This window comes from Roseibium sp. ROS1, assembly GCF_054658215.1.
Map to the genome: position 1 here is coordinate 337,441 of NZ_BAAGIG010000002.1, position 20,551 is coordinate 357,991.

The 20,551-nt window shown below is 60.2% G+C and carries 18 protein-coding genes; 13 read left to right on the forward strand and 5 right to left on the reverse strand.

Going from position 1 to position 20,551, the window contains the following annotated elements:
• Window positions 1–36: 36 nt before the first annotated feature.
• Complete coding sequence (locus tag ACYQ6M_RS09775; protein ID WP_031268068.1) at window positions 37–1,566, reverse strand: ABC transporter substrate-binding protein; 1,530 nt, start codon at window positions 1,564–1,566, stop codon at window positions 37–39.
• A 50-nt stretch (window positions 1,567–1,616) separates the two neighbouring features.
• Window positions 1,617–3,176: a phytoene desaturase family protein gene (locus tag ACYQ6M_RS09780; RefSeq protein ID WP_460074620.1), complete on the reverse strand. Its 1,560-nt coding sequence runs from the start codon at window positions 3,174–3,176 to the stop codon at window positions 1,617–1,619.
• Window positions 3,177–3,296: 120 nt separating this feature from the next.
• Here ACYQ6M_RS09780 and ACYQ6M_RS09785 point away from each other — a divergent pair, with 120 nt between their 5' ends.
• From ACYQ6M_RS09785 to ACYQ6M_RS09805, 5 genes are read left to right on the forward strand one after another with little or no spacing between them, the layout of a single operon-like run.
• The gene (locus ACYQ6M_RS09785; RefSeq protein ID WP_031268066.1) at window positions 3,297–4,088 is read left to right on the forward strand and encodes a cyclase family protein; all 792 of its coding nucleotides are present in this window, start codon (window positions 3,297–3,299) and stop codon (window positions 4,086–4,088) included.
• A gap of 11 nt (window positions 4,089–4,099) precedes the next feature.
• Window positions 4,100–5,656 (forward strand): phytoene desaturase family protein, encoded by a 1,557-nt coding sequence (locus ACYQ6M_RS09790; protein WP_460073547.1) that lies wholly within the window; start codon window positions 4,100–4,102, stop codon window positions 5,654–5,656.
• Window positions 5,653–6,147, forward strand: coding sequence for a MarR family winged helix-turn-helix transcriptional regulator (locus ACYQ6M_RS09795; RefSeq protein ID WP_022997707.1), 495 nt, complete (start codon window positions 5,653–5,655; stop codon window positions 6,145–6,147). Before ACYQ6M_RS09790 ends, ACYQ6M_RS09795 begins: the two co-directional genes overlap by 4 nt.
• Before the next feature lie 23 nt (window positions 6,148–6,170).
• On the forward strand, window positions 6,171–8,321 hold the full coding sequence (locus ACYQ6M_RS09800; protein ID WP_460073549.1) for a thiamine pyrophosphate-dependent enzyme: 2,151 nt from the start codon (window positions 6,171–6,173) through the stop codon (window positions 8,319–8,321).
• Window positions 8,321–9,871 carry an indolepyruvate oxidoreductase subunit beta family protein gene (locus ACYQ6M_RS09805; RefSeq protein ID WP_460073551.1) on the forward strand — a complete coding sequence of 517 codons (1,551 nt, stop codon included), beginning with the start codon at window positions 8,321–8,323 and terminating at the stop codon, window positions 9,869–9,871. The genes ACYQ6M_RS09800 and ACYQ6M_RS09805 overlap by 1 nt, the downstream gene beginning before the upstream one ends.
• Before the next feature lie 357 nt (window positions 9,872–10,228).
• On the opposite strand, the gene ACYQ6M_RS09810 is transcribed toward ACYQ6M_RS09805, so the two are convergent.
• Window positions 10,229–11,362, reverse strand: a complete 1,134-nt coding sequence (locus ACYQ6M_RS09810) for an aminotransferase class V-fold PLP-dependent enzyme (RefSeq protein ID WP_460073553.1) — start codon at window positions 11,360–11,362, stop codon at window positions 10,229–10,231.
• A 243-nt stretch (window positions 11,363–11,605) separates the two neighbouring features.
• Here ACYQ6M_RS09810 and ACYQ6M_RS09815 point away from each other — a divergent pair, with 243 nt between their 5' ends.
• The 7 genes from ACYQ6M_RS09815 to ACYQ6M_RS09845 all read left to right on the forward strand — a co-directional run bounded on the left by ACYQ6M_RS09815 (window position 11,606) and on the right by ACYQ6M_RS09845 (window position 18,053).
• Window positions 11,606–12,313 (forward strand): GntR family transcriptional regulator, encoded by a 708-nt coding sequence (locus tag ACYQ6M_RS09815; RefSeq protein WP_460073555.1) that lies wholly within the window; start codon window positions 11,606–11,608, stop codon window positions 12,311–12,313.
• A gap of 30 nt (window positions 12,314–12,343) precedes the next feature.
• Window positions 12,344–13,432: a cupin domain-containing protein gene (locus ACYQ6M_RS09820; protein WP_460073557.1), complete on the forward strand. Its 1,089-nt coding sequence runs from the start codon at window positions 12,344–12,346 to the stop codon at window positions 13,430–13,432.
• Window positions 13,433–13,506: 74 nt separating this feature from the next.
• Entirely contained in the window at window positions 13,507–14,709 is a 1,203-nt protein-coding gene (locus tag ACYQ6M_RS09825) for an ABC transporter substrate-binding protein (RefSeq protein ID WP_022997701.1), read from the forward strand.
• 17 nt (window positions 14,710–14,726) lie between these two features.
• Window positions 14,727–15,500 (forward strand): ABC transporter ATP-binding protein, encoded by a 774-nt coding sequence (locus ACYQ6M_RS09830; RefSeq protein ID WP_022997700.1) that lies wholly within the window; start codon window positions 14,727–14,729, stop codon window positions 15,498–15,500.
• Window positions 15,497–16,216 (forward strand): ABC transporter ATP-binding protein, encoded by a 720-nt coding sequence (locus ACYQ6M_RS09835; RefSeq protein WP_022997699.1) that lies wholly within the window; start codon window positions 15,497–15,499, stop codon window positions 16,214–16,216. The genes ACYQ6M_RS09830 and ACYQ6M_RS09835 overlap by 4 nt, the downstream gene beginning before the upstream one ends.
• Window positions 16,213–17,103, forward strand: coding sequence for a branched-chain amino acid ABC transporter permease (locus ACYQ6M_RS09840; protein ID WP_022997698.1), 891 nt, complete (start codon window positions 16,213–16,215; stop codon window positions 17,101–17,103). The genes ACYQ6M_RS09835 and ACYQ6M_RS09840 overlap by 4 nt, the downstream gene beginning before the upstream one ends.
• Complete coding sequence (locus ACYQ6M_RS09845; protein ID WP_055659081.1) at window positions 17,103–18,053, forward strand: branched-chain amino acid ABC transporter permease; 951 nt, start codon at window positions 17,103–17,105, stop codon at window positions 18,051–18,053. The genes ACYQ6M_RS09840 and ACYQ6M_RS09845 overlap by 1 nt, the downstream gene beginning before the upstream one ends.
• 16 nt (window positions 18,054–18,069) lie before the next feature.
• On the opposite strand, the gene ACYQ6M_RS09850 is transcribed toward ACYQ6M_RS09845, so the two are convergent.
• Window positions 18,070–18,528 carry an Lrp/AsnC family transcriptional regulator gene (locus ACYQ6M_RS09850; RefSeq protein ID WP_055659083.1) on the reverse strand — a complete coding sequence of 153 codons (459 nt, stop codon included), beginning with the start codon at window positions 18,526–18,528 and terminating at the stop codon, window positions 18,070–18,072.
• 113 nt (window positions 18,529–18,641) lie between these two features.
• Here ACYQ6M_RS09850 and ACYQ6M_RS09855 point away from each other — a divergent pair, with 113 nt between their 5' ends.
• A complete protein-coding gene (locus ACYQ6M_RS09855; protein ID WP_075281990.1) occupies window positions 18,642–19,844 on the forward strand; it encodes a methionine gamma-lyase in 1,203 nt (400 codons plus the stop codon).
• A 206-nt stretch (window positions 19,845–20,050) separates the two neighbouring features.
• On the opposite strand, the gene ACYQ6M_RS09860 is transcribed toward ACYQ6M_RS09855, so the two are convergent.
• The gene (locus tag ACYQ6M_RS09860) at window positions 20,051–20,533 is read right to left on the reverse strand and encodes an Lrp/AsnC family transcriptional regulator (protein ID WP_460073562.1); all 483 of its coding nucleotides are present in this window, start codon (window positions 20,531–20,533) and stop codon (window positions 20,051–20,053) included.
• Window positions 20,534–20,551 lie beyond the last annotated feature (18 nt).

Below are 20,551 nucleotides of genomic sequence, written 5' to 3' on the forward strand. Positions count from 1 at the left end.
TGTTGCGGCGAAGGCGGGTTCGAAAATTCCGGATTTTTAGGAACGCGTCATCAACGCAGGCAGCAGCGCGCCGGAAGCGTGCGGCGTGACCTTGACCTTGTCGCTGTGCAGGATCGGCTGGACGTACTGCAGGAGCGGAATGACCAGGGCATTTTCTGCAATGTGGCGATCGACTTCCTTCCAGCCTTCGATACGCTTGTCCTCGTCAGCCTCGCCCCAAAGCGGCAGGATCTTCTGCATCAGCTCTTCGCCATCCCAGACGGAGTGAGGCGAGGGGCCGAACATGGCAAAGCCGGTCGAGGTGGTCGGGTCGCCAATGGCATTGCCCCAGTTGTAGAAGGCTGCCGGGGCCAGCGTATCGGCCGCGCGCAATTCGTAATGCTTGGCGATTTCGTAGACTTCGATTTCCGCCTCGATGCCGATCTTGCGCCACAAGCCGACAATGGCCTGAATGATCTCGTAGTCCTTCGGCTTGAAGCCGCGGGTGGTCTGGATCTTGAACTTGACCGGATTGTCCGGACCGAAGCCGGATGCCGCCAGCAGTTCCTTCGCCTTGTCCGGGTCGTAGGGAACGGTGATCGAGGCATCATAAGCGGAATAGTCGGGTGTCTGCAGCGTGTCGATGGGCACGCCGTATCCCGACAGGAGACGTTCGATGATGGTCTTCTTGTCGATGGAATAGGCCATCGCCTTGCGCACGTTTTCGTCCAGCATCGGATCGACATCGTTGATGAAGATCATGCCGATGTCGGAGATCGGGGCTGCGGTGCCGACGATGCCGTCGTTTTCCTTCAGCCGGTCGAATTCCTCGTAAGGCATTTCCAGCGTGACATGCGCATTGCCCGACATAACCTCGAAGGTTCGGCTGGACGCATCGGTCACGAACTTGATCGTGACCGTCTTGAATTCCGGTGCGCCGCCCCAGTAGTTCTCGTTGGCTTTCAGTCGGACGAAGGCGTTGCGCTCGAACTTGTCGACCATGTAAGGCCCGGTCCCGATCGGCTTGGCCTCGAAACCGTCTGCGCCGACTTCCTCATAGTATTTCTTCGGCATCACATAGCCGGTCAGGAAGCTCATCCACTTGAAGATGGTGGGCTCGTATTCCTTGACGTCGGCGGTGATCTTGTTGCCGTCGATCTGGAAGTTGCCGACCTTGCCCCAGATGAATTGGATCGGATTGCCCGTGTCGGGATTGCCGGCGCGTTCCAGCGACCAGACGATGTCTTCCGGTGTCAGCGGATCACCGTTGTGCCAGGTGACGCCTTCGCGCACATCCATCCAGATCTTCGACTTGTCGTCGTTCCAGCCCCAGCCGGTGATGATGCCCGGTGCAAAGCTGAGGTCCGTGTTCTGATGAATGAACATGTCGAACACGGACTGGTAGATGCCCTGGATGGTCGGGTTGACCGCGGACGGGCCGACCGTCGGATCCCAGCTCGGCAGGTTGACGTTATAGGCGATCACCAGTTCTTCGATGTCGCTGGCGAATGCTACCGGTGTTCCGACGGCTGTCAGCAATCCGCTGGCGGCCGCACTTTTAAGCAGTGTGCGTCTTGAAACTCTCATGGTTACTGTTCCCCATTTTACCTCTGGTGCCGGTGCGTTTGTTTTTGTCGCTATCCGGCAAGTTTTTGTGCAAGCAGATATCCGGGCCCTGCGCCGGTTCCCGCACCGGGCCAGACGGCCGCGCCGGTGTGGTAAAGGTTTCCAACCGGCGTCGTTCCGTCGGCAAAGCCGCGTACGGGCCTGAACATGAAATGCTGGGTCAGATGATGGCTTCCGCAGACCTGGTCTCCTCCGACCAGGTTGGGATTGTCCGCCTCCAGCAGGGCGGGCGATACGATATGGCGGCCGAGGATCTTGGCCCTCGTGCCGGGGGCATAACGTTCCAGAATATCGAGTGCGCGTTCGGCAAACGGTTCCGCAGCTTCAGCCCAGTCGGTGGCCGTGATCTTGCCGGCGGCATCCCCCTTGATGGTGCCGGGTGCCATGCGGACCTGAAGCCAGAGAACATGCTTGCCCTCCGGTGCCCGGCTCGGGTCGATGACGGTTGGCTGACCGCAGACAATCACCGGTTCTTCCGGCAGTAGGCCGGCCTGGGCCTGTGCGTAGGTTCGGGCCATCTGATCGAGGTCCGGAGCCATGTGCACATAGGCGAATTTTTTCAGCTCTTCGCCTGCGGTCCAGTCTGGCAGGTCGTCCATGGCAAGATGAATCATCATCGTGCCCGGCGCATGTGCTGATTTCTTCAGGCCGAGGTCATACCGCGCGTTACCGGTTTCGCCCGCAAGTTTCAGCAAGGCGGATGGGGCGACGTTGGCAATCACCGCCTTACGGGCCATGATCTGCCGACCGTCCTTGAGCTGGATGCCGCGTGCCTGTCCATTCTCGACGATCACGCGCGTGACTTCTGCATTGCAGGTCACCGATCCGCCCGAAGCCTCGATCTGCGAAACCATGGCCTTGACGATCGTATCCGCACCGCCCTGACCCAGGACCATGCCGAAAGCCTGATTGACCATGCCTTCCAGGTAGGGGAACAGCGCGCCGCCTGAAATGTCGGGTGCAAAATCCAGATGCATCCCCCAGGCAGCAAGAAGGGCACGCACCTTCGGCGATGTGAAGGTTGTGTTCAGCCAGTCGCGCGGCGAGGATAACAGAAAGCGGGCAAGGTCCAGCACGCCGTCCGAACCGCTTTTTCGCCACTCCTTGAACAATATATATGCAAATGCACGTTTTTTTGCCGGACTGCCCAGAAGCGCGAACAAGGTCTCTGCGCGTCCCGGGAATTCCGACGTCAGCGCCCGCCAGACACGTGCGTCTTCCGGGCAGATCTTTTCGATTCGCGAAGCCGTCGTTTCCAGGTCGTTGCTGACGCCAAGCCAGGTGCCGTCCGGAAAAACGGAAGAGAAACAATTGGATGCTGGCGCGAAAGCCAGTCCGTGGCTGCCCAGTTCCTCGGAGTATTGCTTGAAGAAGGCGGAACCTGCAAACAGGGAAAGGTTCATGGCCGCCCAGTCGTGGCGGTAGCCGGGTAGCGTGTACTCGCCCGATTTGACCGCCCCGCCAGGTTCCCCCGTGCGCTCGAAAACACCGACTTTCCAGCCTTGAGCTGCAAGATGAACAGCGCAGGCAAGGCTGTTATGCCCGCTGCCGATAATGACGCCGTCCAACACCTCGGTCACGATCAATCCCCTCCGTCGTTCGCAGAAGATAATTGCAAATACAAATAAATCTGTCTAGCATTGAATTGTGATAACGAGCCGACAGGCCACAGAGGTACAGAGGGAACGATTATGTCTGCAGAGAGCGCGCTCAGCGGGCTTGGAGCTAAACTCCTGTCCGGAGAAGTGGAAGTGGTGGATTGCACGGGCGTTCTGGGTCCGAATACGCCGATCCTGCAACTTCCGCCTGATTTTGCAAAGAATACGCCGAAGGTCGAGATCCACAAGATCAGTGAATATGACGCCGACGGTCCTTTCTTCGCCTGGAACTGGATGGTTCTGGGTGAGCACTCCGGAACGCATTTCGATGCGCCACATCACTGGATTACCGGGAAGGACTACAGCGACGGCTTTACGGACACGCTGGATGTGCAGCGTCTGATTGCGCCGGTCAATGTGATCGACTGTTCAAAGGAAAGCGCTGCAGATCCTGATTTTCTGCTGACAGCGGATTTGATCAAGGCCTGGGAAGCCGAGCACGGCGAGATCGGTGCCGGTGAGTGGGTCGTGATGCGCACCGACTGGGACAAACGCGCCGGCGATGAAGCCGCGTTCCTCAATGCCGACGAAGCGGGCCCGCACAGCCCCGGACCGACACCGGATGCGATTGAATATCTGCTGTCGAAGAAGATCGTAGGCTGGGGCAGCCAGTGCATCGGCACTGATGCTGGTCAGGCCGGTGGCATGGAGCCGCCGTTCCCGGCACATAACCTGTTGCACAGGGACAATTGCTTCGGTTTGGCATCGCTTGCCAATCTCGACAAGCTGCCGGCGAAGGGGGCGATCCTGATTGCCGCTCCGCTGAAAATCGAACGCGGCACTGGTAGCCCCATCCGGGCACTGGCTCTGGTTCCGAAAGCCTGAGGCGTCTCGAAATGGCCGCTCCGCACGTAATCGTCGGCTCCGGTATAAATGCCCTCGTCGCGGCAGCAATGCTGTCGCGCAGAGGGGAGCCGGTTCTGCTTCTGGAACGCTCAGACGTCCTTGGCGGCTGTATGCGGACAGAGGAAATCACGCTGCCCGGATTCCGGCACGATGTGATGGCGGCCACCTTCGTTCTTTTCATAACCTCACCTGCCTATGCGGAGTTGGCGGAAGATCTTGGCCGGCATGGTCTTGAATTCTGCCACACGCCGCATCCGACCGCCGTTTTACGGCCGGGAGGGGAGGCGCTGAAGGTGACGATGGACCGCGCGGCCAACATTGCAGCCTTCGAGGCCCTCGCGGCAGGCGACGGCAAGCAGCATGCGGCCGACGTCGGCGGTATCGAAGCCGATGCGGAGTTTCTGTTTGCCTTGCTGGGGAGCCCGCTCTGGTCTGGCAAGATGGCGCGCCTGATGCTCGCCCAAGCCTGGAAACGTGGTCTTGGCGGATTAAAGGCGTGGCTCGGTGCCTGCCTGCAGCCGGCTCGCGGCTGGCTGGAAGGGAACTATCATAGCGAAACCCTGCAGGCACTTTGGGCGCCCTGGGTTCTGCACACCGGTTTGACGCCGGAAAGCACCTATTCGGGTCAGATGGGCCGGGTAATTGCATTTGCGCTGGAAGCTGCCGGTGCACCAGTGGCCAAGGGCGGCTCCGGCTCCGTGCCGGAGGCGTTCCGAAAATTGATTGAGGCCAAGGGTGGCAAGATCCGCACCGGTGTCGATGTCGAACGTATCCTGGTGAAGGACGGCAAGGCAGTCGGCGTCGAAGCGGCAGGCGGTGAAACCATCAAGGCGCGGTCGGTGATTGCCTCCGTCACGCCAACGCAGCTCTATCAGCGGCTTTTGAAGCAGGAAGCACTCCCTGAAGCCACGCAGAAATACCGCTACGGCCGCGGCAATTTCCAGCTTCACTATGCTCTGGACGGTGATCCGGACTGGATCGTCGAAGGGCTTGAGGATGTTGCGCTGATCCATCTTGCGGACGGCATCGACAGTGTTTCCAAGTCCGCCAACGAGGCCGAGCGGGGTCTTCTGCCTGAAGTTCCCACGATATGTGTTGGCCAGCCGCATCGTCTGGACCCCTCAAGGGCGCCGGAAGGCAAGGGGGTCCTGTGGCTTCAGGTCCCTGACGCTCCGCGCAGGATCAAGGGCGACGCTGCGGGCAAGATAGAGACCGGTCCGGAATGGACCGAAGCAACCCGGGAGGCCTTTGCCGACCGGCTTGAAGAAATCCTGAAGCGGCATATCCGCAACTTCGATCAGATCAAGCTTGCACGGCGGGCTTATTCGCCAGCGGATCTGAACGATATCAATATCAATCTGGTCGGTGGTGATCCCTATGGCGGGGCCTGCAGCATCGATCAGTTTTTCATCTGGCGCCCCTTTGCTCATTCCGTTAATAGCGCCACCCAAATCCGGAACCTGCACATGATCGGCGCTTCGACCCATCCGGGGCCGGGGCTCGGTGGCGGGTCCGGCTACAATCTGGCGAAATGGATGGGTGCATGAGCAACGAGGATCGGACGGACGTCATCACGGAAGAAGCACGTGTGCAGCGGCTTGGCGAAATTGGGCTGGAGAATTTCCCGCCCTATCTGATGAACCGTATCATGGGCCGCTACAACGCGGCGCTGCGTGACGAAATGGCCAATCTGGGCCTGACGACACCCAAGATGCGTACGCTTGCCGTCTTGTCCGTGATCGACGGCCTGCTGATCCGGGAACTTGCCATTTATGCGGTCGTCGAAGTGTCGACGCTCAGCCGGGCGTTGGACGCACTGGAACGGGACGGGCTTGTCCGGCGCGTTGCCGACAAGGACGACAGCCGTGCCGTCCGCATTCATCTGACGCCCAAGGGGCGCGACACGCATGAGCAGCTCTGGCCGCATCTGGCTGGTGCATACCGGCAGATGTTCAAGGGCATCAGCGACGCGGACCAGCGGGCCTTCGTCGCCACGCTGCAGGCAATTTTGAAGAACGTGCGCAAGCACCCGATATGAGTTGATCGCGTAAGGAGGGGCCGATGGCCGAAAGGTCGTTCAAGGCTGAGGTAGAGCATCTTCGCAAGGGAACAGGAGACACCTTCACGGGTGAGGGTATTCTGGCCATCACCAAGGCACTCCTGGAAAACGGTGTCGGCTATGTCGGCGGCTATCAGGGGGCGCCGATCTCCCATCTGATGGATGTGCTGGCCGATGCGGAGGATCTTCTGGGCGAACTCGGCATCCGTTTCGAGGCCAATGCCTCGGAAGCTGCTGCCGCCGCCATGCTGGCTGCCTCGGTGCATTATCCAATTCGTGGTGCCGTCACCTTCAAGGGCTCTGTCGGCGTCAATGTCGCTTCCGATGCGCTCGCCAACCTGGCCTCGTCCGGCGTCAACGGCGGTGCGCTTGTCATCGTCGGCGAGGATTACGGCGAAGGCAGTTCCATCATGCAGGAGCGTTCCTACGCCTTTGCTATGAAATCCCAGTTCTGGCTGCTCGACCCGCGCCCGAACCTGGCATCCATCGTCAAATCCGTTGGCGACGGCTTTGCCCTGTCGGAAGCCAGCAATTCGCCGGTGATGCTGATGGTGCGCATCCGCTCCTGCCATGTCACTGGCCGGTTCGAAACCCGGGACAACGTTCCGCCGCCGCTGTCCGTGCGCGACGCGCTCTCCAGTCCGATGCGCGATTTCAAGCGCGTTGTCCTGCCGCCGATGTCCTATGCGCATGAGCATGACAAGATCGACAACCGCTGGCCTGCTGCTGAAAAGTTCATTCTGGAAAATCGTCTGAACGAGCATTTCGGCCCGGAAGAGGGCAAGGTCGGGATCGTCTGTCTCGGCGGCATCTACAACAGTGTCATCCGGGCGCTGCAACGCTTAGGACTTGCCGATATCAGCGGGAACACATCCATCCCGCTTCATGTGCTCAATGTCACCTATCCTCTGGTGAAATCCGAACTGCTTGAATTCTGCGCCGGCAAGGAAGCCGTGCTGATGGTCGAGGAAGGCCAGCCGGAGTTTATCGAGCAGCAGCTCGGGGCGATGCTCTACAAGGAAGGCCGGACGACGAAGCTGGAAGGCAAGGGTATTTTCCCGCGTGCGGGTGAATACACCGGCCAGATCATGCTCGACGGTCTGGATGCCTTTGTCCGCCAATATGCGCCGGAGCTTCTTCCGGGCAAAGTGCTGGCGCCGAACACGCCCAAGCCGGAGTTGCCGGATCTCACCAAGACGGTGCCGATCCGCCCGCCGGGCTTTTGCACCGGCTGTCCGGAACGTCCGATCTTCGCCTCTTTGAAGATGGTGGAGCAGGAAGTCGGCCAGCATCAGATCACCGGTGACATCGGCTGCCACCTCTTTGCCTGCCTGCCGCCCTTCGAAATCGGCGGTTCAACCATGGGATATGGCCTCGGGCCGGCCTCGAACGCCGCCTTCGATGGTGGCGGAGAGAGACGGGCGATCTCCATCATTGGCGATGGTGGCTTCTGGCACAACGGCCTCAGCAGCTCCATCGGCAACATGGTGTTCAACAAGTCCGACAGTGTCGCGATTATCGTCGATAACTATTATTCGGCGGCAACCGGCGGGCAGGACATTCCCTCCAGCCGGGCAAAGAACGAGACCAAGTCGACCAACAACCCGATTACGAAGGCGCTTCAGGGCGCCGGGGTCAAGTGGATCCGGCAGATCGACCGCACCTATGATGTCACACGGATGCGCGAGACCATACGCGAGGCGCTGACGACCGAATATGACGGTCCGAAGGTGATTGTTGCCTCCTCCGAGTGCATGCTCAACCGCCAGCGCCGGGAAAAGCCGCTGCGCAACAAGGCGATTGCAGGCGGTGAACGGGTCGAGGTGCCGCGGTTTGGCGTCGATCAGGACGTGTGTACCGGCGATCACGCCTGCATCCGCTTGTCCGGATGTCCGTCGCTCTCGCTGAAGAAGCTTGACGATCCGCTGCGCGACGATCCGGTGGCCCACATCGACCAGTCGTGTGTCGGCTGCGGAAACTGCGGCGAAGTCGCCGATGCGGCCATCCTGTGCCCGTCCTTCTATGAAGCGAAAGTGGTTCACAACCCGACCGGTTTCGAAGCCTGGTATGCCGGGCTCCGGACGAAGATCATTTCCTGGCTGCAGACTCGGCGGGCCGGTTCCCGTCTGACGTTTACCGGGGAGGGCGCGTAATGTCTCTTTCATTGCCACTGGATGCCAGGCCGGCCGATCCGGCCCTCGAAGGGATCATCAAGCTCGCCATTCTCGCCGTTGGCGGGCAGGGCGGCGGTGTTCTGACCAACTGGATCGAGAGCCTGGCGAGATCGCAGGGCTATCATTGCCAGGCCACGAGCGTGGCGGGCGTTGCCCAGAGAACCGGCGCGACCATCTATTATATGGAAATGGCGCCGGGGGATGTTGAAGCCCCGGTCTTTTCTCTCGCCCCGTCTGCGGGCGATGTCGACATCATCATTGCAGCGGAAATGATGGAAGCGGGCAGGGCGATCATTCGTGGCTTCGTGACCCCGGACCGCACCACGCTTATCGCTTCGAGCCACCGCATGCTCGCGGTTTCCGAAAAATCCGTGCCGGGTGACGGCATGGCGTCCTCGGAAGAGGTGAAGGCTGCGGCTGAACTGGCCGCGCAGAAGCTTGTGCTGGCCGATATGGATACCGCTGCCCTAAAGGTCGGCTCCGTGATTTCCGCCTCCCTGTTCGGGGCACTGGCTGGCTCCGGTGCTCTGCCCTTCGAACGGGCAGCCTTTGAAGACGCCATTCGTGCAGGCGGCAAGGGCGTGGAAGCCAGTCTGAGGGCTTTTGCTGCCGGTTTCGATCTGGCGAAACACGGTGAAGAACCCAAGGCCGAGGCCCTAAAGCCCGCTCATCAGGAAATCGTCAGGCCTGCAGGCCCGGACATGGCGCAAAAGGCCTGGGCATCGCTGGAAGCCAAGGTCGCGGGCTTGCCGGAACCGGTGCGCGAAATGGCCCGTGCCGGACTGCGCAAGGTGGTCGATTTTCAGGACACGGATTACGGCGCGGAATATCTCGGCCGGCTGGAAGGTCTCGTCAGCCGGGACAGCGCGGAGAAGGATTACGAACTCTCCCGCGAGGCTGCGAAATACATCGCCAACGCCATGGCCTATGACGATGTCATCCGGGTTGCCGATTTGAAAACGCGACCGCAGCGGTTCAACCGGATCGAGTCGGAAAAGAAGGTGAAGGACGGCAAGCTGCTGCATCTGACCGACTACCTTCATCCGCGCGCGGAGGAAATCGTCGGCCTTCTGCCGGAGAAGATGGGCCGCAGGATGGAAAGCGATCCGGCGTGGATGAAACGGATAGACCGCTGGTTCAACCGTGGCCGTCGTATCCGCACCGACAGCCTGCGCGGCTTTGCAATGCTCTACTTCCTGGGTGGTTTGCGCGGCTGGCGCCGCAAGACCTTGCGCCACCGGATGGAGCAGGATCATCTGGAAAGCTGGCTGAAGATGGTCTCCGGTTACCTGCCGGACCGCTATGCCATGGCCGTGGAAACCCTGCGCTGCCGCAGGCTTATCAAGGGCTATTCCGACACCCATGCACGAGGCCTGTCGAAATTCGACAAAGTTCTGGCCGGGGCAAGAATGGTGGAAAACCGGAACGATGGTCCTGAATGGGTTGCCCGCCTGCGTGAAGCTGCCCTCAAGGATGAAAAGGGCACGGATCTCGACGGGGCGCTGAAGACGGTTGAGAGCTTCGCTTGAGGGAAGGGTGTCCCGGAACTCAATGAAGGGACATACCCCTCGATTACCCCCCTGGCGAGCATAGAGGGACCCGGGGGCTGCCCATTTCCAGATTAACTGGGCTTCAAGACCGGTTCTCGGGAGATTGATGACGAAGCAAGCGGGGCGATACTTCGGGCGTTTTCGGGTCGGGCGGAGTGTGCAGCCCATCCTTCGAGACAGCGTTTCGCGCTTCCTCAGGATGAGGTTGGAGCAAGTTTGCGCTTCAGAGAGGCAACTTTCCGGGCTGCTACACCCACACCCTCATCCTGAGGAGGCCGTCAGGCCATCTCGAAGGATGGGCCGCTTGTGCTGGCTCCGGCGAAACGGCCTCCCGGCTCATCCTGCCAGTGCCTTCCCCAGTTCCACCACGACTTCGCGTGTGGCCTCTTCGCTCGTCTGGATGCCGGGGGAGAGCCGGAGGGTTGCTCCCCGGGTGTCGGCGGAAAATCCGGCACCACGCAGATGGGTCAGCACCTGCACGGCTTGTTCTGGCGAAGTAAGTCCGAACATGAGACTGCCGCCACGATCTTCTTCTGATCTCGGTGTGAGCAGCTTCAGGCCAAGGTCATCCGCGCCATCGATCAGGATGCCGCAAAGGTGCCGGTTGCTGCGCAGGATGGACTCCCTGTCGGCGCTGGCATGCCACTTGAGGGCGGGCACAGAGGCGGCCGCAGGCATGATCGACGGGGTGCCGTTGTCGAAGCGGCGGATGTCAGGGGCATATTCGAAAGCGTCGATATCCCAGTTGAAAGGGTTGTCCTGGCTGAACCAGCCGCACAGCTCCGGCCTGCAATCCCGGATCAGGTCCGGGTGGACATACAAGATACCGGCTCCTGGCGTACCACACATCCATTTGAGACTGGTCGAAACCACAAAATCAACGTTCGGTGCCTCAACCGAATAGGGCAGGAGTCCTGCGGCCTGGGTGATGTCCACGCCAATGATGCTGCCCATTGAGCGGCCATGGTCAACGAGGGTTTCTAGATCCGAGCGTCTTGAGGTTGTGGAACTGACCCAGGTGATCAGGCAGAGCGCGACATCGCGGTCCCACTCGGCGATCATGTCTTCGTCAGCAACGAAATTTGCGCCCTGACGGGCCCGCACGGTTACCAGCTCGAAGCCGAGCCGTTCCTGCAGGCGGGTTAGAAGAAAGTGGTTGGAAGGGAAACAGTCTGCGGCCACCAGCACTTTGCGGCCACGCAGCAGGCCGTCCGGCAGCGCCCGCATGACCATGTCGACGCCCTGGGTCACGTTCTCGCAGGTCGTGGCGGACCCGGCGGGTGCATCGATGATCGCGCGCCAGTAATCGATGAACTCTCCGCGTTTGCCGAGCAGATAGGGCCACTGCTGATCGTTCGGAGCACTCCAGACGGCGGCCAGCTCCGCCATCGCGGCGCTCAATCCGGCTTCCTTGCCGGGATACTGGCCGATGGAATGATAGAGGAAGTAGCCGTCTTCCCTGGTCGTCATGCGGTCCCCCGAAATGTCGTTTGCTTCGGTCAATCGGGGTGCTGAAACAGATCCGTTTCCGTCTCAAACACGCTATTGACCCTCACTGGAATATTCGTATACAGTTTTTGAGATAGTTCAAGCTTAAAGGACTTTTCAAATGCCTGAAAATGGGTTGAATAGGCTGAGCGTCTGTTTAGGCTTGAATTGTTCTGTATACGAATTTGCCGCGGTGACAAGGTTCGTGACAAGGGAGGCTTGCCGGTGACAGCAGGAAAATCAACCGCCTCCACATCGGGTGCACAAAGCACCAGCGGACAGATCCACGACCTGCTCATGGGGCGCATCCAGCGTGGAGAGCTTGGTCAGGATATCCGCCTTGTCGACACCGCCGTGGCGGCCGAATTCGGCGTTTCCCGCATGCCGGCTCGTGATGCCCTGATGCGTCTTGCCCATGAAGGCTATCTGGAACCGACAACGCGGGGCTTTGTGCTGCCGCGTCTCGACCATCGGGAAATTCTGGAAATTTTCGATCTGCGACGTCTTCTTGAGCCGCGGGCAGCCGCCATGGCAGCGCTCAGCCTGTCGCAAGACGAGTTGAAGGGACTGGACGACATCCTCGAGGATGCGGGTTCGGCTATGGCGGCGGGGGATACCGAGCATTTGCATCGGGCCTGCGAGATTTTTCGCAACAGCTGGATTGCCGCCGTGCCGAATGTTTCGTTGCGCAAGGCGCTGCAGCGCTACATGACCCAGGTGCAGGCCGTGCGCCTGATGACCTTTGCCCATCAGGCGAACCATCCGTTGATCGTTGCCGGTAACACCCAGCTTTACCAGGCTTTCTGCCGCCGGGACGCGGTTGCCGCAAGCGACCGGATCCTGCGGTTCGTTTTTGAAGGGGAGGCGGCCTACCTCGCAGCACATGAGGATGCCGGCTATCAGAACACAACATCCTCTGCACAGGCAGGCTGAAGCGGGGGTAAAGGGAGCGATGGACAGGACATGACGGAAACCCGCGCGGAAGTCAGACTACCGACCCAGGACCTTGCCAAGGACCTGCCGTTCTTCACCAAGAAGCTGAACATGCGGCTGGACATGATCTATCCGGCCGACAGCCCGGAAATTGCGGTGTTCTCCGGTCACGGCTTGCGCGTGCGGGTGGAAAAGGGTGCAAGCGAAGCACCCGGCACTCTGCGAATTCTGACGGAAAATCCGGATGAATTTGCAGATGGCGAGCGCCTGCTGGTCTCCCCGAGCGGGACACGTGTCGAGATCGACGAACTCAATCCACCGCTGGTGATGCCTGAAACCGAGCACGCCTTCGTGGTGCGCCGTCTGGCAGACCAGGCCCCATGGGTGATCGGCCGGGCGGGCATGTCCTATCGGGATCTTGTGCCGACACGGCTCGGCGGCGCCATGATCGCCTCGCATATCCGGGTTCCGGACGGACCGGTTCCGGACATGGTTCACTTCCACAAGGTCGGGTTTCAGCTGATCTTTTGTGTCCACGGGTGGGTCGATGTTCTTTATGAAGATCAGGGCGGCATGCGCCGTCTGAGGGCTGGTGACTGTTTCATCCAGCCGCCGGAAATCCGTCACCGCGTGATGCACGCAGCCGAAGGGATCGAGGTAATCGAGATCGGCGTCCCAGCCGAGCACATTACCGAGATCGACCACGAGATGACCCTGCCGACGCCCCATGAGCGGCCGGATCGGGAGTGGCAAGGACAGAAATTCGTGCACAGCCTGGCACAGGACGGCGTTTTTGAACCGTTCCGCATTCCGGGTTTTGAGGCACGCGACACCACCATCTGTGACAACACCCAAGGCGTGGCATCTGTTATGGTGGCTCGTCCGGTCGGGGAGGCTTCTCCCTGGACGCGTCATGACTGCGATATTCTATTCAACTTTGTGCTGGCAGGCGAAATGACCCTGGAGGGCGAAGGCAAAGATCCTTACCGCCTGTCTGCCGGAGACGCCTTCGTGATCCCGCCGAACATGGCGACGCGATACGCGGAAGCAACTGCCGACCTGGAACTGCTGGAAGTCAGCCTGCCGGGCCGGTTCGAAACGGAGGTCCTGCGCGACTGAAAAGACAAAGCCTGTCGAGGAGGAAAGAACAGGCTGTGCAGGAGTTCAAGGTCAAGCCATGAGGGGATGACAGCATGAGAAAATTGACGACAATTGTGGCCGCAGCAGCGCTGCTGGGCACGGGCACTGCCGCACTGGCGGACGACACCAAGATCGGTATCCTGATGGACATCACGGGGCCGATCGCCAATTTCATTCCGCCGCTTCAAAATGCAGCCGATCTCGCGGTCAAGCAGGTGAACGAGCAGGGCGGTCTGCTGGGTGGCACGGCAGTTGCCGTCTACGGTGACACCACCGGCACCGCCCAGGGCGCGGTCGACGCTGCCCAGAAGCTGGTGAACGTGGAAAACGTGCCGATCATCATGGGTTCGCTCATGTCTGGCACCACCATTGCCGCTGCCGAAGCTGCAATCATTCCGGCGGGCGTGCCGCAGATCTCGCCGACCGCGACCTCTCCGGCGATGACCTTCCTGGAAGACAACGGACTGGTGTTCCGCATTGTGCCTTCAGACAACTATCAGGGTGAGATCCTCGCCAAGATGGTGATGGACGAAGGCATCAAGAAAGTCGCGCTCACATTCGTCAACAATGACTATGGCGTCGGTATCGGCGAAACATTCATCGATGCCTACACTGAAGCCGGTGGTGAAATCGTCGCCGAGGCGAAGCACGAAGAAAAGAAGGATTCCTACCGTTCGGAACTTGCAAGCCTGGCCAAGGGTGATGCCGAGGCACTGGTTGTGATCGCCTATGCCGGCGACAGCGGTGGCAAGATCGTCCGTCAGGCCATTGAAGGTGGCCTCTTCACCAAATTCATCGGCACGGATGGTCTTCGTGACGAACTGCTGATCCAGAACGTTGGCGCAGATGCCCTGAAGACCTCGTTCTTTTCCTCACCGACGTCTCCGGCTGAAAATCCGGCCCAGCAGTCACTGCATGATGCCTTCAACGCCGAATTTGGCGAAGGTGCCGACAAGGCTTTTGTCGACCAGACCTATGACGCAACTTTCCTGGCCCTGCTGGCTGTTGAAAAGGCCGGTTCGACTGACCGCGCAAAGATTGCCGAAGCTCTGAAGGAAGTTGCGATGGCTCCGGGTGAGAAAGTCGGCCCGGGTGAATGGGCAAAGGCGATTGCGCTGATCAAGGAAGGCAAGGACATCGACTATGACGGTGCCAGCGGCTCCGCGGAGTTCGATGAAAACGGCGATGTCGGTGGCTATATCGGCAAGTTCGTCGTGGACGGCGACGGCTACAAGCAAGTCGAAATCGTCGAATAAGCCGATAAGGCGACAGCGTGATTGAGCTGGACAAAATCTGCGTCGATTTTGGTGGTTTGCGGGCTATTGACCATGCAAGCTTCAAGATCGGCGCAGGCCGCATCACCGGCCTGATCGGGCCGAACGGTGCGGGAAAAACAACCGCCTTCAACGTCATTGCAGGTGCAATCCGGCCCAGTGCCGGCCGGGTGCTTCTGGACGGGAAGGACATAACTGCGCTCAAACCCCATCAACGGGCCAAGGCAGGCCTCGCACGCACCTTCCAGATACCTCACGAATTCGGGCATCTCTCGGTTCTCGAAAACCTGATGGCGTCTGCCTCGGCGCCGGAAGGCGAGAATGTCTTCAACGTTATCTTCCGCCGCGGCCACTACCAGGCCGAGGAGCAGGAAATCTATGAGACCGCGCGGGACACTGTCCGCCTGCTTGAACTGGACCATGTCATCGACGAGAAAGCCGGCAATCTTTCCGGTGGTCAGAAGAAGCTGGTCGAACTCGGCCGCGCCCTGATGCGCAACCCGAAGATCATCCTGCTGGACGAGATCGGGGCCGGCATCAACCGCACACTTCTGTCCAAGCTGGCGGACAAGATCCTGATGCTGAACCGGGAGCGGGGGCTGACTTTCTGCCTCATCGAGCACGACCTCGACTACGTTTCCAAGCTGTGCGACCACGTGCTGGTCATGGCGCAGGGCACGCTGCTGACAGAAGGTTCGGTCGAAGACGTGCGTAACGACGAACGTGTGATCGAAGCCTATTTCGGCGGCGGAAAATACGAGGCGCAGCTATGACCGAGCGACTTTCCGTCACAAACGTCAGCGCCGGCTATGGCGGTCCGCCCATCATCGAAGAGGTCTCGCTGACCGTTGAGCCTGGCGAGATCGCGGTCATTCTCGGGCCGAACGGCGCCGGCAAGTCGACCTTGCTCAAAACCATCTTCGCACTGACCACCGTCTCCGCCGGGTCGATCAAACTTGGCGCGAAGGAACTGGCGGGCTGCAAGACGTCCGCTCTTGTTCCGCTCGGTGTATCGGCAGTGCCTCAGACGAAAAACGTCTTTGCGACCATGTCCGTAGACGAGAACCTTGATGTCGGAACCTATGCAGCTCCACCAAAGGATAAAGCGGCGACGCGCGAACGTGTGCTCTCCCTGTTTCCCGACCTGCGGGACAAGTTGAAACAGCCTGCTGGCGAGCTTTCGGGTGGACAGCGGCAGATGGTTGCCATGGGCCGCGCCTTGATGAGCGACCCGAAGCTGGTGCTGCTGGACGAGCCGACAGCCGGTCTGTCGCCTGCTTATCTGGAGCGGATCTTCGATCTGCTTCTCGACATCCGAAAAACCGGGATCACGATATTGATGGTGGAACAGAATGCCCGCCAGGCTCTGCAGATTGCCGATCACGGCCATATCCTGGTGAACGGACGAAACTATGCCAGCGGAACCGGCAAGGAGCTGCTGGCGGATGAAGACGTGCGGCGCCTCTTCCTCGGGGGAGCGGCGGCATGATTGAGTTCGTGAATTTCTATCTGTTCCCGGCGCTGGCCATCGGCAGCATCTACGCGCTTGGCGCTGTCGGGATTTCCATGATCTTCGGCATTCTGCGCTTTGCCCATTTTGCACACGGCGATCTGATGACCCTGGGCACTTACGGTGTGCTGGCCATGGCTGCCATCGTCCCGGTCAATCCGCTTCTGCTGATCCCCTTCGGCATGGCACTCACGATTGTCTCGGCGCTGCTGGTCGACCGCTATTTCTACAAGCCACTGCGCGAGCTGCCGACCATTTACACGGTGATCTCGTCCTTCGGCATTGCGCTGGTCTTCCGCTCGATCGTTCAATTGGTCTGGGGTTCTCAAAACCAGGTGTTTTCGACAGGCGTTAAACCGCCGCTGGTCCTATTCGATACCTTTCGGGTGTCGGTGCTGCATCTGCAGGCGGTGATCTCGACAGCGATCATTGCCGTGCTTCTGCACTACTTCCTGACCGTCACAAGAACCGGCCGGTCTATGCGGGCAGTTGCCGACGATCCGGAACTGGCCGAAGTTTCCGGTCTGGATACCGCCAAGGTCATTCGCTGGACGTGGATCATCGGCGCGGCTCTGGCGGCTATCGCCGGAACATTTGCCGCTTTGAACACCAGTGCTCACCCCAATCTGGGCTGGAACCTGCTGATGCCTATGTTTGCCGCCGCCATTCTGGGTGGGATCGGCAAGCCGATGGGGGCCATGGCAGGTGGTTTCATCATCGGCCTGGCCGAGGAACTGTCCTCCTACCACTGGATCGGTGACGATGCGCTCATCTCCCCGTCCTACAAAACGGCGGTCGCTTTCGTCCTGATGATCGGCCTGCTCATCTTCCGGCCCCAGGGCCTCTTCAAGGGGAGGTTGCTCTGATGGAACTCACCGGTCTCTTTTTCTATGCGGTCAGTCTTCTGATCCTGGGCGGTATCTACGCTATCCTGTGCCTTGCCCTGAATGTGCAATGGGGCATGGGCGGCCTCTTCAACGCCGGCATCGCCGGGTTCTACGGTGTTGGGGCCTATACCTCGGCGATCCTGACAACCGCGGCCTCGTCCAAGCATCTCGGAGGCTTTGGCCTGCCTGTACCAATTGGATTGATCGGGGCTGCGATACTCGCCGGGCTTGCCGGCTGGGCGGTGGCCAAGATCTGCGTACGACTCAAGAGCGACTATCTGGCGATGGCCTCCATCGGGATCGCCGAGATCCTGCGGCTCGTCATCGTCAACGAAAGCTGGCTCACCAACGGCAGTCTGGGCCTGTCCCGCATTCCAAGGCCTTTGGCGGACCTCACCACCGGGCGCATGGGGGACATCGTGTTTCTCGGCTTTGTCTGGTTCGTGGTGCTGCTGGTCTATCTGGCAGCCTCGCGCCTGCACGACAGCCCGTGGGGGCGCAGCCTGCGTGCGATCCGCGACAACGAGGCTTCTGCGGCGGCCGTCGGCAAGAACGTCGAGAAATTCAGGATCCAGACCTTCGTCATCGGTTGCGCCATCATGGGGATCGCCGGTGGCCTGTCAGCGCATTACTTCCGCTTCCTGTCGCCCACGGCCACCGATCCGCTGCTGGTGACCTTCCTTGTCTGGGTGATGCTGATGGCCGGTGGTTCCGGCAACAACAGGGGGGCCATCCTTGGTGCCTTGACCATCTGGACGCTTTGGTCCGTGACGGAAATCTTCACCAACCGCCTGCCGCCGGAATGGGCGACCCGCAGTTCGTTCATCCGCATGCTGCTGGTGGGGCTGCTTCTGCAGGTGGTGCTGCAGCGTTTCCGGTCCGGGCTGTTGCCGGAGAAATCGCCGCCAGTGAAATTCCGGCAGAAATAGCAACATTGCCGTATGGTCAGGCGAGCGGTGGAAACACCGCCGTCTTCTTCACGGTGCCATAAACGAAACTGGTATCGATCGACGCAATGCCGCCGATCGGATGAATGCGGTTGCGGATGAAGGTCTCATAGGCTTCAAGATCCGACACCACCACGCGCAGCTGATAATCCATCGCGCCGGTCAGCACGTGGCATTCCAGAACCTCCTCGATAGTCTGCATCCGGCTTTCGAACCGGCGCACATCCTCCTCGTTGTGTCGCTCCAGCCGGATGCGGACGAAGACGGTGATCGGCAGGCCGTAGGCGGCAGCATCCACATCCACCGAAAACCCCTTGATTGCCCCGGAGGCTTCCAGGTTCCGGAGCCGGCGCAAGCAGGGCGAGGGCGACAGGTTGACCGCTTCCGCCAGGTCCTGGTTGGTCATGCGGCCATCCCGCTGCAGCGCACGGATGATCTGTCTGTCTTTCTTGTCCATTTGAAGCTCGATTGGCAGATTATGCTAATCTGAAGGCCAGCACTGACAGATTTTGAAATCTATCACCCTTATGATTAGATCATATTGCTCAGGCTGAAATCAGGGAGACAGCCATGAGTGCCTACAAGGGTTTTGCCAGCCGTGCGATCCACCTCGCTTACAATCCACTTGAAAACGAGGGATCTCTGACGCCACCGCTGCATCTGACCTCCACCTTCGTATTCGAGACGGCGGAAGCCGGCGGCGAGATGTTCGCGGGCGAGCGGGCAGGGCATATCTACAGCCGCATTTCCAATCCGACGCTGGACCTTCTGGAACGCCGCATTGCGGATCTGGAAGGAGCGGAAGCCGGTCTCGCGCTTTCTTCCGGCATGGGCGCGATCACCGCGACCCTTTGGACGCTCGTAGCACCGGGGGACGAGATCATCGTCGACGAAACCCTTTACGGCTGCACCTTTGCCTATATGCGCCACGGCCTGACCAAGTTCGGCATCAAGATCACCCATGTGGACCTGACCGATCCGGAAAACCTGCGCACCGTCATTTCCGACAAGACCCGGGTTGTCTATTTCGAGACCCCGGCCAACCCGAACATGCGCCTTGTCGACATCAGCCACGTTTCGGAAATCGCCCATGAGGCCGGTGCGACGGTAATCGTCGACAACACCTATGCCACGCCTTATCTCACCCGCCCGATCGAACTTGGCGCCGACCTCGTTCTGCATTCGGCCACCAAGTATCTGGGTGGTCATGGTGACGTCGTGGCCGGTCTGGTTGCCGGACGGGCCGACCAGATCCAGGAGATCCGTCTGGTCGGCATGAAGGACATGACCGGTGCGGTGATGGCTCCGTTCAGTGCCATGCTGATCCTGCGCGGTTTGAAGACGCTTGCCCTGCGTATGGATAGGCACTGTGCGTCCGCGCAGAAAGTCGCCGAATGGCTGCAAGACCATCCTGCGGTCTCAAAGGTCTACTTCCCGGGACTTGAAAGCTTCGAACAGCACGAACTGGCGAACAGGCAGATGAGCCAGCCGGGAGGCATGATTGCCTTTGAACTGAAGGGTGGTCTCGGAGCTGGTATTTCCATGATGAATGGCCTCAAGATGATCCAGCGGGCCGTGTCCCTGGGCGATGCCGAGACGCTGATCCAGCACCCTGCGTCCATGACCCATTCCACCTACACCCCGGAAGAGCGCGCCGCCCACGGCATCAGCGACGGCCTCGTGCGCCTGTCCGTGGGCCTGGAAGACCTCGGCGACATCCTGGAAGACTTGGCGCAGGCCATGCCGCAGGTGCCTGTTGCGGCGGCAGCCTGAACTCAGTCAACGCCCAGGTCTTTCCACGGATCTCCAGAGCCTCTCCTCCTCTCAACCTCATCCTGAGGAAGCGCGAAGCCCTGTCTCGAAGGATGGGCCCCACATTCCGGAGCAAGTGGCCCATCCTTCGAGACGCGCGCAAACGCGCTCCTCAGGATGCGGGAGCGGTGGAAGTGAGAGCCGGGGAACGTGGCGGACAGCCCAAATCAGGGCGTCCTTGCGACACCGGATTTCACGCGCCGCAGCGGAATGGAGCTTTCGATGTTGGCGACACCGGGCACCTTGGTCAGCTTTCCGGTCAGGAAGGTTTCGAAGGCGGCGAGCCCGGTGGTTGCCACGCGCAGGAGATAGTCCCGGTTGCCAGTCATCAGCCAGCAATCAACGACTTCCGGAAACGCCTGAATGGCGGCTTCGAACTGGTCCAGGGTGACGTCGATCTGCTTGTCGAGCTGAACGGACACGAAGACCGAAACCTCGTAGCCGAGCTTCACCTCGTCGATCAGCGCGCAATATCCTGTCACGATGCCGCGGTCTTCCAGTTGCCTCAGGCGGCGGGCTGCCGGTGTCGCACTCAGGCCGATGCGTTCGGAAAGATCCTGAATTGAAATTCTGCCGTTCTGGCGCAGCTCCCGCAGGATCTGGATATCAAATGTGTCGAGCGTGTCGGAAATCGCCAAGAAAGGCCTCATTCTTGGTGAAACTCTCCA

Excerpts from the sequence above, each read along its gene's own strand:
- ACYQ6M_RS09850 (WP_055659083.1), bottom strand. The coding sequence starts at position 18,528 with ATGGACAAGAAAGACAGACAGATCATCCGTGCGCTGCAGCGGGATGGC.
- ACYQ6M_RS09820 (WP_460073557.1), top strand. The coding sequence starts at position 12,344 with ATGACGGAAACCCGCGCGGAAGTCAGACTACCGACCCAGGACCTTGCC.
- ACYQ6M_RS09825 (WP_022997701.1), top strand. The coding sequence starts at position 13,507 with ATGAGAAAATTGACGACAATTGTGGCCGCAGCAGCGCTGCTGGGCACG.
- ACYQ6M_RS09810 (WP_460073553.1), bottom strand. The coding sequence starts at position 11,362 with ATGACGACCAGGGAAGACGGCTACTTCCTCTATCATTCCATCGGCCAG.
- ACYQ6M_RS09790 (WP_460073547.1), top strand. The coding sequence starts at position 4,100 with ATGGCCGCTCCGCACGTAATCGTCGGCTCCGGTATAAATGCCCTCGTC.
- ACYQ6M_RS09845 (WP_055659081.1), top strand. The coding sequence starts at position 17,103 with ATGGAACTCACCGGTCTCTTTTTCTATGCGGTCAGTCTTCTGATCCTG.
- ACYQ6M_RS09795 (WP_022997707.1), top strand. The coding sequence starts at position 5,653 with ATGAGCAACGAGGATCGGACGGACGTCATCACGGAAGAAGCACGTGTG.
- ACYQ6M_RS09775 (WP_031268068.1), bottom strand. The coding sequence starts at position 1,566 with ATGAGAGTTTCAAGACGCACACTGCTTAAAAGTGCGGCCGCCAGCGGA.
- ACYQ6M_RS09860 (WP_460073562.1), bottom strand. The coding sequence starts at position 20,533 with ATGAGGCCTTTCTTGGCGATTTCCGACACGCTCGACACATTTGATATC.
- ACYQ6M_RS09840 (WP_022997698.1), top strand. The coding sequence starts at position 16,213 with ATGATTGAGTTCGTGAATTTCTATCTGTTCCCGGCGCTGGCCATCGGC.
- ACYQ6M_RS09805 (WP_460073551.1), top strand. The coding sequence starts at position 8,321 with ATGTCTCTTTCATTGCCACTGGATGCCAGGCCGGCCGATCCGGCCCTC.
- ACYQ6M_RS09800 (WP_460073549.1), top strand. The coding sequence starts at position 6,171 with ATGGCCGAAAGGTCGTTCAAGGCTGAGGTAGAGCATCTTCGCAAGGGA.
- ACYQ6M_RS09855 (WP_075281990.1), top strand. The coding sequence starts at position 18,642 with ATGAGTGCCTACAAGGGTTTTGCCAGCCGTGCGATCCACCTCGCTTAC.
- ACYQ6M_RS09835 (WP_022997699.1), top strand. The coding sequence starts at position 15,497 with ATGACCGAGCGACTTTCCGTCACAAACGTCAGCGCCGGCTATGGCGGT.
- ACYQ6M_RS09785 (WP_031268066.1), top strand. The coding sequence starts at position 3,297 with ATGTCTGCAGAGAGCGCGCTCAGCGGGCTTGGAGCTAAACTCCTGTCC.